The 16,056-nt window shown below is 66.5% G+C and carries 18 protein-coding genes; 7 read left to right on the plus strand and 11 right to left on the minus strand.

What is annotated here, in order from left to right; all coding sequences use genetic code 11:
• Positions 1-41 precede the first annotated feature (41 nt).
• From ACO055_RS11885 to ACO055_RS11895, 3 genes are all read right to left on the minus strand, one after another.
• Positions 42-347 (minus strand): UrcA family protein, encoded by a 306-nt coding sequence (locus ACO055_RS11885; RefSeq protein WP_422059088.1) that lies wholly within the window; start codon positions 345-347, stop codon positions 42-44.
• Positions 348-490: 143 nt separating this feature from the next.
• Complete coding sequence (gene recQ / locus ACO055_RS11890) at positions 491-2,278, minus strand: DNA helicase RecQ (RefSeq protein ID WP_422059089.1); 1,788 nt, start codon at positions 2,276-2,278, stop codon at positions 491-493.
• A 140-nt stretch (positions 2,279-2,418) separates the two neighbouring features.
• The gene (locus ACO055_RS11895; protein ID WP_422059090.1) at positions 2,419-3,183 is read right to left on the minus strand and encodes an SDR family oxidoreductase; all 765 of its coding nucleotides are present in this window, start codon (positions 3,181-3,183) and stop codon (positions 2,419-2,421) included.
• Between the two features lie 118 nt (positions 3,184-3,301).
• On the opposite strand from ACO055_RS11895, the gene ACO055_RS11900 reads away from it, so the two are divergent.
• Positions 3,302-4,222: a LysR family transcriptional regulator gene (locus ACO055_RS11900; RefSeq protein ID WP_422059091.1), complete on the plus strand. Its 921-nt coding sequence runs from the start codon at positions 3,302-3,304 to the stop codon at positions 4,220-4,222.
• A gap of 9 nt (positions 4,223-4,231) precedes the next feature.
• Here the strand turns inward: ACO055_RS11900 and ACO055_RS11905 are convergent, their stop codons facing one another.
• From ACO055_RS11905 to ACO055_RS11920, 4 genes are all read right to left on the minus strand, one after another.
• Entirely contained in the window at positions 4,232-6,046 is a 1,815-nt protein-coding gene (locus tag ACO055_RS11905) for an ABCB family ABC transporter ATP-binding protein/permease (RefSeq protein ID WP_422059092.1), read from the minus strand.
• Positions 6,047-6,417: 371 nt separating this feature from the next.
• Positions 6,418-6,993, minus strand: a complete 576-nt coding sequence (locus tag ACO055_RS11910; RefSeq protein ID WP_422059093.1) for an LptA/OstA family protein — start codon at positions 6,991-6,993, stop codon at positions 6,418-6,420.
• Entirely contained in the window at positions 6,990-7,631 is a 642-nt protein-coding gene (lptC, locus tag ACO055_RS11915) for an LPS export ABC transporter periplasmic protein LptC (RefSeq protein WP_422059094.1), read from the minus strand. Before lptC ends, ACO055_RS11910 begins: the two co-directional genes overlap by 4 nt.
• 15 nt (positions 7,632-7,646) lie before the next feature.
• Entirely contained in the window at positions 7,647-8,264 is a 618-nt protein-coding gene (locus tag ACO055_RS11920; protein WP_422059095.1) for a ribonuclease D, read from the minus strand.
• Between the two features lie 262 nt (positions 8,265-8,526).
• Between ACO055_RS11920 and ACO055_RS11925 the strand changes: the two genes are divergently transcribed.
• The gene (locus ACO055_RS11925) at positions 8,527-9,333 is read left to right on the plus strand and encodes a cold-shock protein (protein WP_422059096.1); all 807 of its coding nucleotides are present in this window, start codon (positions 8,527-8,529) and stop codon (positions 9,331-9,333) included.
• A gap of 100 nt (positions 9,334-9,433) precedes the next feature.
• On the opposite strand, the gene ACO055_RS11930 is transcribed toward ACO055_RS11925, so the two are convergent.
• The 4 genes from ACO055_RS11930 to ACO055_RS11945 form a co-directional block, all read right to left on the minus strand.
• Complete coding sequence (locus tag ACO055_RS11930; protein WP_422059097.1) at positions 9,434-9,892, minus strand: Dps family protein; 459 nt, start codon at positions 9,890-9,892, stop codon at positions 9,434-9,436.
• Positions 9,893-10,012: 120 nt separating this feature from the next.
• Entirely contained in the window at positions 10,013-10,573 is a 561-nt protein-coding gene (locus tag ACO055_RS11935) for a hypothetical protein (protein WP_422059098.1), read from the minus strand.
• 44 nt (positions 10,574-10,617) lie between these two features.
• On the minus strand, positions 10,618-10,938 hold the full coding sequence (locus ACO055_RS11940) for a hypothetical protein (protein WP_422059099.1): 321 nt from the start codon (positions 10,936-10,938) through the stop codon (positions 10,618-10,620).
• 98 nt (positions 10,939-11,036) lie between these two features.
• Positions 11,037-11,681, minus strand: coding sequence for a diguanylate cyclase (locus ACO055_RS11945; protein WP_422059100.1), 645 nt, complete (start codon positions 11,679-11,681; stop codon positions 11,037-11,039).
• A 190-nt stretch (positions 11,682-11,871) separates the two neighbouring features.
• Between ACO055_RS11945 and purE the strand changes: the two genes are divergently transcribed.
• The 5 genes from purE to ACO055_RS11970 are packed head-to-tail and all read left to right on the plus strand — an operon-like array spanning position 11,872 to position 16,055.
• Positions 11,872-12,369 carry a 5-(carboxyamino)imidazole ribonucleotide mutase gene (gene purE / locus ACO055_RS11950; protein WP_422059101.1) on the plus strand — a complete coding sequence of 166 codons (498 nt, stop codon included), beginning with the start codon at positions 11,872-11,874 and terminating at the stop codon, positions 12,367-12,369.
• Positions 12,370-12,374: 5 nt separating this feature from the next.
• Positions 12,375-13,448: a 5-(carboxyamino)imidazole ribonucleotide synthase gene (locus tag ACO055_RS11955; protein WP_422059102.1), complete on the plus strand. Its 1,074-nt coding sequence runs from the start codon at positions 12,375-12,377 to the stop codon at positions 13,446-13,448.
• Complete coding sequence (locus ACO055_RS11960) at positions 13,445-13,939, plus strand: dihydrofolate reductase (protein WP_422059103.1); 495 nt, start codon at positions 13,445-13,447, stop codon at positions 13,937-13,939. The genes ACO055_RS11955 and ACO055_RS11960 overlap by 4 nt, the downstream gene beginning before the upstream one ends.
• Positions 13,939-15,129 (plus strand): dipeptidase, encoded by a 1,191-nt coding sequence (locus ACO055_RS11965; RefSeq protein WP_422059104.1) that lies wholly within the window; start codon positions 13,939-13,941, stop codon positions 15,127-15,129. The genes ACO055_RS11960 and ACO055_RS11965 overlap by 1 nt, the downstream gene beginning before the upstream one ends.
• Positions 15,126-16,055, plus strand: coding sequence for a bifunctional riboflavin kinase/FAD synthetase (locus tag ACO055_RS11970; protein ID WP_422059105.1), 930 nt, complete (start codon positions 15,126-15,128; stop codon positions 16,053-16,055). The genes ACO055_RS11965 and ACO055_RS11970 overlap by 4 nt, the downstream gene beginning before the upstream one ends.
• Position 16,056 lies beyond the last annotated feature (1 nt).

Consider the following 16,056-nt stretch of genomic DNA (forward strand, 5'->3'; position numbering starts at 1 on the left):
CTACTGCAAGCGATGCCGGTACGCCACCGGCAGGCCGCGGGTCATTGCGCCGCCATTTGCTGCGACTGACGGGTGCGCAATTTTTGCGCCGCCAGCTCGCGTATCGTCTGGCGGCACTGGCGCGCCGTACTACGCGCCTTGATAGTCAGATGTTCGACATCGTTGCGGCACGCCGCCTTGGCGGCGCGCGCAATCCGGAGGTGCGCGGTCGTGACGTCGCCGGGGTTCGCAAGGTCGAGCGCGCGCATATCGACGCGGATGGTCGTACTGTCGTCAGATGCCCGCGCCGTCATAGGCAGTATCGCGAGGCAGCAGGCGAGCAGCGTGCTGGTCAGGGGGAAGGCCATGTCATATCCTTTCATCGATCGACACCGCCAAAGAAGCAGGTGCGATGAAAGCGGACGTGACGATGGCGGACGCTCGCGTCGTGCCGCGTTCGGAATATGGCTAGCCGTTTGCGAAATCGATCAGCCGTGCCGACCGAATTGGCTCAATATTGGCGGATCACCGACAGGAAAGCATCGCCCCACGCCTCGAGCTTTTTCGCGCCGACCCCGGGGATCGTCCCCAGGTCGGATCGCGTTGCCGGCCGCTCGCTCGCCATTGCGCGCAGCACCGCGTCGTGGAAGATGACATAGGGCGGCAGCCCCGCCTCGGCGGCCAGCTCGCGCCGCATCGCACGCAGCGCATCGAACAGAGGGTCACCGACCGGGTTCGCTGCGGCACCGCCACCGCGCCCCGACCGTCCGCCTTCGCGCTGGGTGCGCTTGACCGGCGGCTCGGCGATCAGCACCGGCACCTCGCCCTTCATCACTGCGCGCCCGGCGGGGCCGAACATCAGCCCGCCATGATCGGTCGCCGCCAGCACTTCACGCGCCATCAGCGTGCGGACGAGCGGCTTGATCAGCCGCGCCTCTTCGCCCGCGACGATTCCGAACACCGACAATTTGTCGTGCCCGCGCTGCGCGATCCGCTCGTCGCTCTTGCCGGTGAGCACCGCTTCGACATGCCCCGCGCCATAGCTTTGCCCGGTGCGGTACACCGCCGAGAGCAATTTCTGCGCGAGCACCGTCGCGTCGATCTGGCTCGGCGGATCAAGGCAATTGTCGCAATTGCCGCAACGCTCGGGCGGATGTTCGCCGAAGTGGCGCAGAAGCAGGGCGCGGCGGCACTCGACCGTCTCGACCAGCGCGGCGAGCGAATTCAGCCGCGCCCGCTCGCCCGCCATGCGCGCCTCGGGAAGTTCGGACAGTCGCATCCGCGCTTTGGCAAAATCGTCGGCGCCCCACAGCATCAGCGCTTCGGCAGGGTCGCCGTCGCGCCCCGCGCGGCCCGTCTCCTGATAATAGCTCTCGATCGACTTCGGCAGCCCGGCATGCGCGACAAAGCGCACATCGGGCTTGTCGATCCCCATCCCGAACGCGACCGTTGCGGTGACGATGCCGTCTTCGGACGCCACGAAGTCATGCTGCACCTGCGCGCGCCGTTCGGGGTCGAGCCCGGCGTGATAGGCCGCGACCGGCCGCCCCGTCGCGGCGGCAAGCTTGGCCGCAAGCCGCTCGGTCCCGTCGCGCGTCGGACAATAGACGATCCCCGGCCCGGGATTGGCGGCGATAAAATCGGTGAGCTGCTTGGCGACGACGACGCGCGCCGCGACGCGGTACCGGATGTTCGGCCGGTCGAACCCCGCCAGGATCAGCCCCTCGGCCGGAATCCCGAGCTGGAGCAGAATATCCTCGCGCGTGTGCTTGTCGGCGGTCGCGGTCAGCGCCAGCCTTGGCACCGAAGGAAAGGCGTCGAGCAGCGGCCGCAGCAGGCGATAGTCGGGGCGGAAGTCATGCCCCCATTCGGACACGCAATGTGCTTCGTCGATCGCAAACAGCGCGGGCTCGCGCGCCGCCATCAGCGAGCGGAAGGCCTCGCCCGTTGCGCGCTCGGGCGCGATATAGAGCAGGTCGAGCTGCCCGTCGCGATACGCCTGGCGCGTGTCGGCAAAGTCGGCATCGACGCTGGTCAACGAAGCCGCGCGAATCCCCGCCGCGCGCGCACCGCGCAGCTGGTCGTGCATCAGCGCGATCAGCGGTGACACGACGACGACGCAGCCGTTCAGCGCCACCGCCGGCAGCTGATAGGTCAGCGATTTTCCTGCCCCCGTGGGCATCACCGCCAAGCTTCGCTCGCCTGCCATCACCCGGCCCACAACCTCGGCCTGCCGGCCGCGAAAGGCGTCGAAACCGAATGTGGATTTGAGGAGGGGGAGGAGAGCGTCGGCGGTCATTGCGACGGGCGATAGGGAGTTCGGCGGGGCGGGGGAAGCCCAGTCTCAACCAAAACAATCCTTTCCGTGGTTTCGCGAGAGTGGACGACAAGCGGCGGGGGCCGTCGCTGGCCCCCGCCCCCTTGCTGTCGTCGCCGCGATCAGCTGCGCGTGATCGACGCTCCGCCGTCCACCAGCGACGCGGTGCCGGTGACGAAGCTCGCATCGTCGGAGGCGAGATAGAGCACCGAGCGCGCGATCTCGTTGGGCTGCGCGACGCGTTTCAGCGCGTGCAGGTTGGTGACGAAATCCTGCTTTTCGGCGCTGTCGTTGACTGCCTCGAACATGTCGGTCGCGACGCCGCCGGGGAGCAGTGCGTTGACGCGGACATTCTGCGCCCCGAACTCGGCGGCGAGCGCCTGCGTCAGTCCGTTCAGCCCCGACTTGCTCGCCGAGTAAGCGGCGCTGCCCGGGAAAGCGAAGCTGTATCCGACGAAGGTCGAGGTGAAGATCACCGACCCGCCGCCATGCTTCACCATCTCGGCGATCTGGTGTTTCGCGGCGAGGAACGATCCGGTCAGGTTGACCTGCAACGCATCGTTGAAGCCCGCTTCGCTGACGTCGGTGCTCGGCCCGGCTTCGCCGAACACGCCGGCATTGTTGAACGCGACGTCGAGCCGACCGAAGTTGGCGACCGCGGCCGCGACCAGCGCTTCGTGGAAGGCTTCGTCGCGGACATCGCCGGCGACGGCGACGGCCTTGCCGCCCGCCGCTGCGATTTCGGCGACGAGCGTGTCGAGCTCGACCTGACGGCGCGCGCCGACGACGACCGAAGCGCCCTCGGCAGCAAAGAGTTTCGCGGTTTCGCGGCCGATCCCCGAGCTGGCGCCGGTGACGATCGCGACCTTGTTGAGCAAACGATCCATAGTTCATCTCCTGATTCGGCCGGGGCGGATTGCCCGTGTCGATGGTTGGAAGATGGACTTGATCGCTCGTTCGGTTTAGACAGCAAATCTTGGTTCTATAATTCGGGATTACCGAACAATGATCCGGATCGAAGGCATCGCCGCATTCGTCGCCACGGTCGAGCATGGCTCGATCAGCGGCGCCGCGCGGCAGCTTCGCCTGTCGAAATCGGTCGTCAGCGAACGCCTTGCCGAACTCGAACGCTCGCTCGGCAGCGCGCTGCTCCACCGTACTACGCGCAAACTCGGCCTGACCGAGGACGGCGCCGCCTTCCTGCCCCGCGCGCAGCGGATCACCCGCGACATCGCCGAGGCGGCGGCCGACATGGCCGAGCGCCGCGGCACCTTGTCGGGCCCGCTGCGCATCGCCGCGCCGGTGACCTTCGGCCATATGCACCTCGGCCCCGCGCTCTATCCCTTCCTCAAGGCGCATCCCGAGCTGCAACTGACGCTCGACCTCGACGACCGGCGGATCGATGTCGCCTCAAGCGGCCATGACGCGATCATCCGCCAGGGCGTGATCGACGACAACCGCCTGATCGTCTGGAAACTCGCCAAGAGCCGACGTATCCTCGTCGCGTCGTCTGCCTATCTCGCCGAACATGGCACGCCGCAGACGATCGAGGACCTGCGCCATCACCGCGGCATCTTCTACACCAACCGCGGCGTCGCCGACTGGCGCTTCCGCACCATCGATGGTCCGGTCGCGATCCAGGCGACACAGGCGCTCGGCGTCAACAACGGCGACATGATCCGCGACGCGGTGGCCGCCGGCCTCGGCATCGCGATGCTCCCCGCCTTCATCGCGGGACCGGCGATCAAGGCCGGCAAGCTCGTCGGCCTCCCCCTCGACCTCGCCCCCGACGAGGAGTGGATCTATATGGCGCATTCACAGGGGCGGAACCCATCGGCGAAATTGCGCGCGCTGCGGGAGCATCTGGAACAAGCGTTCGGCGAACCGCCTTATTGGGATTCTCCGTCCCCGACGCCGGTCGCCTGACGAAGGGGACTAGACCGTCCCCTCTTCCTTCTCCGCCTGCTGCCGCGCCCACATATCGGCGTAGAGCCCGCGCATCCGCAGCAACTGTTCGTGCGTTCCCGTCTCGGCGACACGGCCCTTGTCGAGCACGACGATGCGGTCGGCGCCCGTCACCGTCGACAGGCGGTGCGCGATCACCAGCGTCGTGCGGCGTGCGGCGATCCGTTCGAGCGTGTCCTGAATCGCCGCCTCGGTGCGGCTGTCGAGCGCGCTCGTCGCTTCGTCGAGGATCAGCACCGGCGGATTCTTGAGCAATGTCCGCGCGATCGCGACGCGCTGTTTCTCGCCCCCCGACAGCTTCAGCCCGCGCTCGCCGACCTCGGTGTCATAGCCTTGCGGCAGGATCGCGATAAAGCCGTCTATCGCCGCGCCGTCGGCCGCGGCCGCAATCTCGTCGGCGCGCGCGCCTTCGCGGCCATAGGCGATATTATATCCGATGCTGTCGTTGAACAGCACCGTATCTTGCGGGACGATGCCGATTTCGGCGCGCAGGCTTTTCTGCGTAACCGTCGATATATCCTGATCGTCGATCGTGATCCGTCCGCCTTGCGGGTCATAGAAACGGAAAAGCAGCCGCGCGATCGTCGACTTGCCCGCCCCCGACGGCCCGACGATCGCCAGCGTCTCGCCCGCGCCGACTGCAAAGCTGACGCCGTTCAGGATCGTGCGGTCGGGCTCATAGCCGAAGACGACATTCTCGAACGCCACCGCGCCGCCGTTCACCACCAGCGGCGGCGCATCGGGCGCATCGCTGATCTCGGGCGGCGTGTCGATCAGGCGGAACATCGCCTCCATGTCGATCAGCCCCTGGCGGATCACGCGATAGACCATGCCGAGCATGTCGAGCGGGCGGAACAGCTGCGCGAGCAACGTGTTCACCAACACCACGTCGCCGACCTTATATTCGCCCTGCGACCAGCCCCACACGGTGTACGCCATCGCCCCCGCCAGCGCGGCATTGGTGACCAGGCTCTGTCCGATGTTCAGCCACGCGAGGCTGTTCTCGCTCTTCACTGCGGCGCGCGCATATTGGTCGGCGACGTCGCGATAGCGCGCTTCCTCGCGGTCTTCGGCGCCGAAATATTTGACCGTCTCGTAATTGAGCAGGCTGTCGACGCTGCGCCCGATCGTCAGCGTGTCGAGGTCGTTCATCCGCGTGCGCAGCGCGTTGCGCCAGTCGGTCACCTTGCGCGTGAAGATGATATAGACGACGACCATCAACGCGGTTGCGCTGGCCAGGCCAAAGCTGAACTTGGTCCAGAAGATGATCAGCACGGCGATCAGCTCGATGATCGTCGGCGCGATGTTGAACAGCAGGAAATAAAGCATCGTGTCGATGCTCTTCGTCCCGCGCTCGATCACCTTGGTCACCTCGCCCGTCCGCCGCGCGAGATGGAAGCGCAGGCTCAGCGCATGCAGGTGGCTGAAGGTCGCGATCGCCAGCTCACGCGTGGCATCCTGCCCGACACGCTCGAACACGACGTTGCGCAGGTTATCGAACAACACCCCGGCAAAGCGCGCGCCCGCATAAGCGACCACGAACCCGATTGCGAGCGCAACGCCCGCTTCCATCCCCGGCGCCATCCGGTCGATCGCGGCGCCATAGAGAAAGCCCATCGACAGCTGGACGCCCTTCGATGCCAGGACGATGAGCCCCGCGGCGCAGATGCGGATCTTGTGCTCGGTCTGCCCCGCCGGCCACAAATAGGGCAGGAAACGCTTGAGCGTCGCAAGGATCGGCGGTTCGCGCGAAGCGTCGGCGGAGGTGGCGGTGTCGGGCGGCATGCGCGCCCCATGTAGGGCGCGCGCGGACGAACGCCAACTATTCCCCGGCAGCATCGCGATTCAAAATCTCACGCAGGGACGTGATGGCGCCGCGTTCGAGGCTTCAACCCTCGCCGCGTCGTTTCATATGCGTGATGATGCGGTCGAGCAGGCGGCGCTCTTCGCGCGTCGGCTGGACTGCGGGCGCCGGTTCTATCGGGTCGGCGCGGCGTCCGAACATGGGCCGGCGGCGGGGCAAAAAGGTTGCGTAACGCATGGGGGGACGCCTTGCTTGTGCGGCCGCCCCCCGGCACCGCAATGGGTTCTGGTCCCCACAGTCAGGATCGCCGTCGCCGCTTTCGCAAAGCTTAAGCTTTAGGGTTAGGGCGAGGTTACTGTTTTCTTGCCGGTACCGAAAAGCTGCCCGTGACGCGCCCGCCGGTCGTGCCCGTGATCGGGTTGCCGTCGGGGCCGCGCGCGGCGCCGCGGCCGTCGACCGTCGCCTTGCCGCTGTTGAGGTCGATCACCAGCCGTCCGCCGTTCAGCCGGTTCGCGCCCTGCGTCAGCTGGACGTTGCCGACCATCGTGATCAGGCGCTTGTCGAGGTCATAGATCGCGACATTGCCCTTCGCGACTTCATTGCCCTTGGTCACGACAACGCCGCCGGTCGCGTCGAGCCGGTTGACGTCGGTGCTGCCGCTGCGCGTGTAGGCGACGGTCATGCGCTGCGAGGTCACGGTCATTCCGGCCTGCCTTACCTTGACCCCGCCCGCGAGCACGACGCGGTCGGCGCGGTCCTGCACCTCGATGCTGCCCGCGTCGAAATCGACCGGCGCATTGCTGTTGTGGTTGGCGAGCGCCTGTGCCTGCGCCGGCGCGCCATTCCCTGTCGCGAGAATCGCCAGGCTGGTCAGCGCGAAACTCGCGGCCGCAAGCGCTGTGCTTTTCATCGTCCAAAGCCCGTTCATTTCTTCAGCGCTCCCTGATTGATCCTGAGCTTGGCATTGCCTTGCAGGCGCACGACGCGCTGGTCGAGATCGGCCGTCAGCTGATTGGCCGAAAACTGCCCGATATTCAATGCGCCGTTCACCCCGCCGCTCCCGGCGAGGCTGCGGGTCTTGAGGTCGATCGCGACATTGCTCGCGTCGAGCCGGTATCCGCTCGCGCTGCGCACCTTCACCGTCCCCGGCACCGTCACCTTTTCGGTGTCCATATTATATTGCCCTTCGGTCGCGGCGATCGTCGCGGGGCCGTCGTTGAGCTTGATCGCTCCCGACAGCTGGCTCATCCGCACCACCGGTTCGGCCGAGCTTTTCTGCACCGCGCTTCCCGCGAGCAGCGCAAAGGGCTGTCCTTTGGAATCCTGGCCGCGATATTCGGCGCGCGTCACTTTCATCCGTTCGCTCGCCATGTCGACCTTGTCCTTGGCGAGCAGAAAGCTGATCTCGGTGCGCTGGGTAAAGGGCGAGAAGATCAGGACCGCGGCAACGACGCCGATCACCAGCGGCAGGCCAAAGCGCAAAATGCGCACAACCCGGTCGTGGCTCGACCCGCTGGCCGCCCACATACGGCGCATCGTGCGATCATGATCGGCGCGTTCGGACACCCGCGAATCGTTCCCTCAGGTATGCGCGAAGATATCGACCTCGGGCCAACCCGCGAGGTCGAGCGCCGCGCGCGTCGGCAGAAAATCGAAACAGGCCTGCGCCAACTCGGTCCGCCCCTCACGCGCAAGCCGGACGTCGAGCACCGCTTTCATCGCGTGAAGAAAGCGCACGTCGCTCGCGGCATAATCGCGCTGCGCATCGGAAAGTTCCGCCGCGCCCCAGTCACTCGATTGCTGTTGCTTCGAGATGTCCTGGCCCAGCAATTCGCGCACCAGCTCCTTCAACCCGTGGCGGTCGGTGTAAGTGCGGATCAGCTTCGAAGCGATCTTGGTGCAATAGACGGGCGCCGTCACCACGCCGAGCGCCTGTTGCAGCGCCGCGATGTCGAAGCGTGCAAAATGAAAGAGTTTCAATCGGTTGGGATCGGTCAGAATCGCCTTCAGCACCGGCGCGTCATACGCGCTGCCCGGCTTGAACCGCACCAGATGCTCGTCGCCCGACCCGTCGCTGATCTGGACCAGGCACAATCGGTCGCGCAGCGGGTTGAGGCCCATCGTCTCGGTATCGATCGCCACCGCACCGACCCCGAGCACGCCCTCGGGCAGATCTTCTTCGTGAAAATATACAGTCATGGAAGCCGCCTTAGGCCAAGCCGCCCTGCCGCTCAATGACTGGATTCGTGCGGGACCCGCAAGCGGGCTGTCGGGGCGGTGGAGCGAGTATAAATGCACTTCATCCTTTTTAATTTTTCTGTTCGCAGCCTGTGGATAATTAGGCTATATCTCGTGCCGTTAGCGGCATAGGGCGAGTCTGTGCCCATGGTGAACTGCGTCCCCGTCCGGCGCAAGGAGCCGGTTCAATGGGGTGTGGACGACCGAAAGCGACTATTAGACTATGAGTTTCAACAAGGATCGCCGCGGCCAGCGGGGGCGCGGCAAGCGCGACGATTTCGGCAATTTCGACAGCTTCGAGCCCGCTCCCTATAGCGGCGACAGCTATGGCGGCGGCAATCGCGGCGGCGGCTTCGGCGACCGCAGCGGTGGCGGCGGCGGCTTTGGCGGTGGTGACCGTGGCGGCGGCTTCGGCGGCGGCGATCGCGGCGGCGGCTTCGGCGGCGGTGGCGGTGGTGGCGGCTTCGGCGGTGGACGTGGCGGCGGCATGCCGGCGCAGGTCGTTGGCGAAGGCAATGGCACGGTAAAGTTTTTTAACCCGTCGAAGGGTTTTGGCTTTGTCGCACGCGACGATGGCGGCGAAGATGTCTTCGTCCACATCAGCGCGGTCGAGCAGGCGGGGCTTCAGGGCCTGGCGTCGGGCCAGCCGCTCGGCTTCACTCTCGTCGAACGCAATGGCAAGGTGTCGGCCATCGATCTGAAGATCGAGGGCGAACCGATGCCGATCGAAGACGCCGGCCCGCGCCGCGACGACCGTGGCGAACGCCCCGGCGCCGCACCGGGCGGTGCCCGTGGTCGGCGTCAGCTGACCGGCGAGCGCACATCGGGCACGGTCAAATTCTTCAACACGACGAAGGGCTTCGGCTTCATCGCGCGTGATGACGGACAGGCCGACGCGTTCGTCCACATCAGCGCCGTGCAGCGCGCTGGCATGACGGGCCTCGAAGAAGGCGACCGCGTCGCGTTCGATATCGAGGTCGACGACCGCGGCAAGTTTGCCGCGGTGAACATCCAGCCGCATCAGGACTGATCTCGGTCCACGGCGGATAGGAAAAGGGCGGCCGAGAGGCCGCCCTTTTTCGTTGGGGAGGTAGGGGTTCAGCGTCGCCGCGCAATCGGTGATCTACCCCTCAATAGCCCAGCGTGGCCTCCAGGAACCAGATCCGCTGCTCGGCCTCGTCGGCCCACGCATCGACCAGCCCGCTCGTCGCGATATCGCTGCCGCTTTCCGCGGCCGCCTTCACGTCCCGGAGCTGCGCGAGCAACGTCTTGTTATCCGCAGCGAGCGTCCGGATCATGCCGTCGGCTTCGACCGTCGCGGCATCGTCGTCGCGGATCGACTGACGGCGCGACACATCGCCGATCGAACGCAGCGTCGCCGCGCCATTTTTGCGCACGCGCTCGGCGATCAGGTCGGTCGTCGCCAGAATCTGCGCCGCCTGCTCGTCGAACAGCAGGTGCAGTTCGCGAAAGCGCGGACCCTGAACGTGCCAATGGTAATTCTTGGTCTTGAGATAGAGCGCAAAGCTGTCGGCGAGCAGCGCGTTGAGCGCATCGGCAACGGCGGGCTGATTGTTCTTCTCGGACATGGGGAGCATCCTTTCTATTGCTCCAACCGATATAGGATCCGCTCCGCGCCAAGGCCCATTGATCCTGTCGGTCGCTATCATCGAGAAAAGCGATGACGCGCCATCCTTGATCGCGCGGGCCTATAAGCCGAAAGCGCCCATCGCTGTTCTAGCGCCCCATAGCGTCAGGATCGCCGCGGCGCCCCAACGGATCAGGCTTGCGCCGCGCCGCCCGTCGATATCCGCGCCAAACGCCAGGAAAGGCAGCATCGCGATCACCCAACCGATCGTGCCGCCCGCCGCCGCCCACAGCCCCGCGCCGCTCGTCGCCGCGAGCGCGCCGATCAGGAAATGGCTGCGATCGCCGAATTGCGCCGCTAGGACGCGCACCGCGAGCGACGCCGGCGGCGCAGCGATCGCGCCCGCGTCGGCGAGCAGCCGCGACCGCCAGAGCAGCGCCACCGCCGCCGAAAGCAAAGCCGCCGCGACGAGCAGCGCGACGACGCCCTGCCCGATCAGCCGGTTCGCAACCGCGCCAAAGGCAGCCGCGACCAGCGCATTCAGCAAAAAGGCGCCAAAGACGATCGGGACGACGCCCCGCCGGTCGGGGCGCGCGTTCAACAGATCCGAAAGGAAAATGCCCGCGCGTCCGTCGGCATTGGCAAGCGCGACCGCGACGAGAGCGAGCATGATGGCATCCATGGGGGAAAAGCCTGCGGCGTCAGCAGTTTGGCGTCAATGCCCGATCAATGACCGAGGCGCATCGCGACCGACGCCAGCCACGCTTCCTGCGCGGCGGCGGGCAACGGCCCGCGCGGTGCGGCGACCGCGTCGCTCATCGCGTCGAGATAGGTCAGGATTGCGGCGCGATAACCGCCCCCGGCAACCGCCGATTCAAGCCGGCTGGCGAGCGTTTCGACCGCCGAAAAGCCATTGTCGCGCGCCAGGCAGCGGATATCGTCGATCCCCTGCACGATCTGGGCAAGCGCGCAATGCGGCAAAGCTTCGGCGAGCGCGCCGATCTGACCGCTGATCCGGTCCTGGATATCGAGATACTGGTCACGCATGATCCACCCCCTGTCCCTGCGGCAAGGATGCGCTTCAATGGTTAACGGGTGTTTAAGCGGCGCAGCCTCCGAGAGCGGTGCGCCAGATCGGGGCAGTTTCAGCGCTGTCCGGGCTGGCCCGGCTGCTGCTGCTTGCTGCGATACATATCGCGGTCAGCGGCGGCCAGGATGTCGGATTCGGTCATCCCGGTCTGCAACATGGCGATGCCGAAGCACGCCGACAGCGTGATCGCGTGCCCGTCGTAGATGGCGGGTTCGGCGCTCAGCACATGACCCAGCCGGCTGACCTGGACACGCGCGCCGTCTTCGGTCGATTGGTCGAGGATCAGGCCGAATTCGTCGCCGCCGATGCGCGCCGCGACGTCGGTGGCACGGATCGACGCGTCGAGCCGCTTGGCAATCTCCATCAGCGCAAAGTCGCCTGCGGCATGACCGAAGCTGTCGTTGATGAATTTCAGCTGGTTGACATCGACGAACACCACGGCAGCGCTTTCGCTGTGCCGCTCGAAGCGGGCGAGACGCTGGTGGATTGCGGTGAGGAAATAGCGGCGATTGAACAGCGGCGTCAGCGTATCGCGCTCGGACACCCGCTCGAGCTCGGCAACCGCGATCTTCAGGATGCGGTTTTCGCGGCGCAGCGCATCGCGTTCGCGGCGAAGCTCGCGCACCTGGTCATCGATGGAGTCAAGCGACGCGAAGCCGAGCTGGTCGACAGCGATCCTTGCTCCTCCTACGCTATCCATTCCTAATCCCCGGTGCATACCAAAATGGTCCGCCGACGGACGCCGGCACGATATACAGCCAGGACGTTAGCCACGACTTCATACCAATCGGTAAACGCGCACCGAACATTCGTGCACGGCGTTGCCAGCAAGCGGGACAGACTCTAGGGGGATAGCGGCGGCGATTCATCGCCGGGGCAGGAGGGTATGGATGAACGGCAGCGCACCGCTCGTCGGCGTGATCATGGGCAGCCAGTCGGACTGGCCGACGATGGCGCATGCGGTCCATATCCTCGAAGAATTCGGCATCGCGCACGACGTGCAGATCGTTTCCGCCCACCGCACTCCCGACCGGCTCGTCGACTACGCCAAAGGCGCCGCCGGCCGCGGCCTGAAAGCGATCATCGCGGGCGCCGGCGGCGCGGCGCATCTGCCCGGCATGGTCGCCTCGATGACCCGCGTCCCGGTGCTCGGCGTGCCTGTCCAGTCGGCCGCGCTCAGCGGCGTCGACAGCCTCTATTCGATCGTCCAGATGCCCGGCGGTATTCCGGTGGCGACCTTCGCGATCGGCAAGGCGGGCGCGACCAACGCGGGGCTCTTCGCTGCCGCGCTGCTCGCGAACGAAAACGCCGATCTGGCCCAGAAACTCGACGCGTGGCGCACGAAGCAAAGCGACAATGTCGCTCCCACGCCGGTACGCGAGGGCTGACCGACTTGCTGCCACCCGGATCCACGATCGGCATTTTGGGGGGCGGCCAGCTCGGGCGCATGCTTGGCCTCGCCGCGGCGCAGCTTGGGTACAAGGTCCATGTCTATGCGCCCGATGCCGAAAGTGTCGCCGCCGAAGTGACCGCGCACCACAGCCAGGCGGCGTGGGACGACGAACCGCGCCTCGCGGCGTTCGCCGCCGCGTGCGATGCGGTGACCTTCGAGTTCGAAAATGTCCCCGTCGATACCGTCCGCTTTCTGTCAGGCCATGTCGCGATCCGCCCCGGCGCGCTCGGGCTGGAAATCGCGCAGGACCGGCTGGCCGAGAAGAAATTCGTGGCCGACCTGGGGGGGCGCACCGCGCCTTTCGCTTCGGTCCCCGACCGCGCTGCGCTCGATATCGCGCTGGCTGACATCGGCGCGCCCGCGATCCTCAAGACCGTGCGCATGGGCTATGACGGCAAGGGACAGGCTCGCCTCGCCACCCCTGCCGACGCCGACACGGCGTGGCAGACGATTGGCCGCCACGCCGCGATCCTCGAAGGATTCGTCGCGTTCGAGCATGAATTTTCGGTGATTCTGGTCCGTGGCATCGATGGCGAGATCCGCACCTGGGATTCGTCGGTCAACGTCCACGAAGGCGGCATCCTGGCGACCGCCAGCCTGCCGCCGCCGCCCGTCGTCATCGAACAGCAAGACGAGGCGCGCGCGATGATGGCGGAAATCGCCGACGCGCTCGACTATGTCGGCGTCCTCACCGGCGAATTTTTCGCGACCGACGCCGGACCCGTCTTCAACGAGATGGCGCCGCGCGTCCACAACAGCGGCCACTGGACGATCGAGGGCGCGGTCACGAGCCAGTTCGAAAATCACATCCGCGCGATCGCCGGCCTGCCGCTCGGCAGCACCGCGACGCGCCAGCTTCCGGTCATGATGCGCAACCTGATCGGCGCCGACATCGCGCTGATCCCCGACCTGCTCGCCGACGAAAACTGCCACGTCCATCATTACAGCAAGACCGAAGTCCGCGAAGGCCGCAAACTCGGCCACGCGACCTGGGCCGGAGCCTCTCCCACATGAATCGACCCGAAATCACGCTTGTCCTCGCGCGCGCCGCCAATGGCGTCATCGGCGCCGACGGCAGGATGCCCTGGCATCTGCCCGCCGATCTCCGCCGGTTCAAGCAGCTCACCATGGGCCGCCCAATGATCATGGGGCGCAAGACGTTCGACAGCCTGCCCGCCGTCCTCGAAGGCCGCCGGCACATCGTCCTGACGCGCGATCGCGAATGGCAGGAGGAAGGCGCCGAACCCGCCATGACCGTAGAGGACGCACTGAAGCTCGCCAACGCGCCGCATGTGATGGTGATCGGCGGCGCCGAAATCTACAACCTCTTCCTGCCGCTCGCCGACCGCATCGAATTCACCGAAGTCGCGCTGTCCCCTGCAGGCGACGCGACCATTCCGGTGCCTGCCGCCGCCGAATGGACCGAAACCGCCCGTGAGGATCACGCCGCCGACGAGGCGGGGCGCCCGGCCTTCAGTTTTGTCAGCCTGGTCCGGAAGCGCTGATGAAGCGCTGGCTCGTCGGTCTTCTGATCCTGCTGATCGTCGCCGCCGGCGCCTTCTTCGGCCTAGCGCCCGGCATGACCGAGCGCGGCCTCAACAAGATTGACGGCAAGCCGCTCGCCGCGGTCTCGGAGCATGCCCGGGCGCTCCACAAGTCGCTGACGATCGTCGACCTGCACAGCGACACCCTGCTGTGGCAGCGCAGCGTCCTCGATCGCGCCAACCGCGGCCATGTCGACCTGCCGCGCCTGCAGGACGGCCACGTCGCGCTGCAGATTTTTTCGAGCGTGACCAAGACGCCGAAGGGCCAGAACTACGACGCCAACAGCGGCGACACCGACAATATCACGCTGCTCACGGTGGCGCAGCTCCAGCCCCCGCGCACCTGGACCTCGCTGCTCCAGCGCTCGCTCTGGCACGCCGAAAAACTGCACCGCGCGGTTGCCGACGCCGACGGAAAGCTGATCGCCATTGCCGCCCCCGCCGACATCGACGCGCTGCTCGCCGCGCGCCGCGGCAAGCCGCTCGCGACCGGCGCGATGCTCAGCATCGAAGGGCTTCAGGACCTCGAAGGCGACATCGCCCATCTCGACACGCTCCATGCCGCGGGATTCCGGATGGGGGGGTTGGCGCATTTTTTCGACAATGATCTAGCGGGTTCGATGCACGGGCTCCAGAAATATGGCCTGACTCCGCTCGGTCGGCGCGTGGTGCCGCGGATGGAAGACCTCGGAATGATCGTCGATATCGCGCATTGCAGCCGCGCCTGCGTCGCCGACATCCTGCAGATCGCGCGCCGCCCCGTCGTCTCGAGCCACGGCGGTGTGCAGGCGACGTGCAAGGTCAACCGCAACCTCGACGACGACCAGATCCGCGGGGTCGCGGCGACCGGCGGCCTGATCGGCATCGGATATTGGGACGCCGCGATCTGCGACACCTCGCCCGCGAGCATCGCGAAGGCGATGAAGCATGTCCGCGACCTCGTGGGGATCGAGCATGTCGCGCTCGGCAGCGATTATGACGGCGGCACCACGGTCCGCTTCGACACATCGCAGCTGGTGCAGGTGACGCAGGCGCTGATCGACGCGGGCTTCACCGACGACGACATTCGCGCCGCGATGGGCGGCAACGCGATCCGCGTGCTGCGCGCCGGGATCATGCCCCTGAAGGCGCCAGCGAGCGCGGCGAAATGATCCGCCTCAACGGCCACGACCGCATCGAAGCGCCGCTGCGCGACGGTGTGATCGCGCTCGGCAATTTCGACGGCTTTCACGCCGGCCATCAGGCGGTCGTCGGTCGCGCCGTGCGCCATGCGAAGGACGAGGGTCGCCCGGCGATCGTCGCGACCTTCGACCCGCATCCGGTGCGCTTCTTCAAGCCCGACGTCCCGCCCTTTCGCCTGACGACGCTCGACCAGCGGCAGGAGCTGTTCGGCGCCGCGGGCGCCGACGCGATGCTCGTCCTCCCGTTCGACGCGGCGCTTGCAGGCACGACGGCGGAGGCGTTCATCGGCGAACTGCTGCTCGATCGCTATGGCGCGGCGGGGGTGGTGACCGGCGCCGATTTCGTGTTCGGCAAGGGCCGCGGCGGCGATGTCGTGACGCTCGCCGACCATGCGCGCCGCCTGGGCTTTTTCACCGAAATGGTCGCCCCCGTCGACGATACCGACGAAGTCGTCTCGTCGAGCCGCATCCGCGATGCGCTCCGCGCCGGCGACTGCGCGACCGCCGCGCGCCTTTTGACCCGGCCGTTCACCGTGCGCAATATCGTCCGCCACGGCGACAAGAATGGCCGCCTGCTCGGCTTTCCGACCGCCAATCTGGAGATGGGGCAATATCTGCGCCCGCGCTACGGCATCTATGCCGTCACCGGAAAGCTCCCCGACGGCCGCATCCTGAAGGGCGCGGCGAACCTCGGCATCCGCCCGACCTTCGACCCGCCCAAGGAATTGCTCGAACCGCATTTCTTCGACTTTGCCGAAGACCTGTACGGACAGGAAATCGACGTCGCGTTCCACGCCTTCATCCGCGCCGAAGCCAAGCTCGACAGCATGGACGCGCTGATGGCGCAGATCGCGGCGGATTGCGACGCGGCGAAGCTGTTGCTCGCGCATATATGAT

Origin of the sequence: Sphingopyxis sp., from assembly GCF_965227415.1 — a bacterium.
Lineage (GTDB): Bacteria > Pseudomonadota > Alphaproteobacteria > Sphingomonadales > Sphingomonadaceae > Sphingopyxis.

What these genes read in the sequence shown, in the direction of transcription:
- ACO055_RS11945 (WP_422059100.1), bottom strand. Translation starts at nt 11,681, where the DNA reads ATGGATAGCGTAGGAGGAGCAAGGATCGCTGTCGACCAGCTCGGCTTC.
- ACO055_RS11885 (WP_422059088.1), bottom strand. Translation starts at nt 347, where the DNA reads ATGGCCTTCCCCCTGACCAGCACGCTGCTCGCCTGCTGCCTCGCGATA.
- ACO055_RS11910 (WP_422059093.1), bottom strand. Translation starts at nt 6,993, where the DNA reads ATGAACGGGCTTTGGACGATGAAAAGCACAGCGCTTGCGGCCGCGAGT.
- ACO055_RS11895 (WP_422059090.1), bottom strand. Translation starts at nt 3,183, where the DNA reads ATGGATCGTTTGCTCAACAAGGTCGCGATCGTCACCGGCGCCAGCTCG.
- ACO055_RS11900 (WP_422059091.1), top strand. Translation starts at nt 3,302, where the DNA reads ATGATCCGGATCGAAGGCATCGCCGCATTCGTCGCCACGGTCGAGCAT.
- purE (WP_422059101.1), top strand. Translation starts at nt 11,872, where the DNA reads ATGAACGGCAGCGCACCGCTCGTCGGCGTGATCATGGGCAGCCAGTCG.
- ACO055_RS11905 (WP_422059092.1), bottom strand. Translation starts at nt 6,046, where the DNA reads ATGCCGCCCGACACCGCCACCTCCGCCGACGCTTCGCGCGAACCGCCG.
- ACO055_RS11935 (WP_422059098.1), bottom strand. Translation starts at nt 10,573, where the DNA reads ATGGATGCCATCATGCTCGCTCTCGTCGCGGTCGCGCTTGCCAATGCC.
- ACO055_RS11970 (WP_422059105.1), top strand. Translation starts at nt 15,126, where the DNA reads ATGATCCGCCTCAACGGCCACGACCGCATCGAAGCGCCGCTGCGCGAC.
- ACO055_RS11930 (WP_422059097.1), bottom strand. Translation starts at nt 9,892, where the DNA reads ATGTCCGAGAAGAACAATCAGCCCGCCGTTGCCGATGCGCTCAACGCG.
- ACO055_RS11920 (WP_422059095.1), bottom strand. Translation starts at nt 8,264, where the DNA reads ATGACTGTATATTTTCACGAAGAAGATCTGCCCGAGGGCGTGCTCGGG.
- ACO055_RS11965 (WP_422059104.1), top strand. Translation starts at nt 13,939, where the DNA reads ATGAAGCGCTGGCTCGTCGGTCTTCTGATCCTGCTGATCGTCGCCGCC.
- recQ (WP_422059089.1), bottom strand. Translation starts at nt 2,278, where the DNA reads ATGACCGCCGACGCTCTCCTCCCCCTCCTCAAATCCACATTCGGTTTC.
- ACO055_RS11960 (WP_422059103.1), top strand. Translation starts at nt 13,445, where the DNA reads ATGAATCGACCCGAAATCACGCTTGTCCTCGCGCGCGCCGCCAATGGC.
- ACO055_RS11925 (WP_422059096.1), top strand. Translation starts at nt 8,527, where the DNA reads ATGAGTTTCAACAAGGATCGCCGCGGCCAGCGGGGGCGCGGCAAGCGC.
- ACO055_RS11940 (WP_422059099.1), bottom strand. Translation starts at nt 10,938, where the DNA reads ATGCGTGACCAGTATCTCGATATCCAGGACCGGATCAGCGGTCAGATC.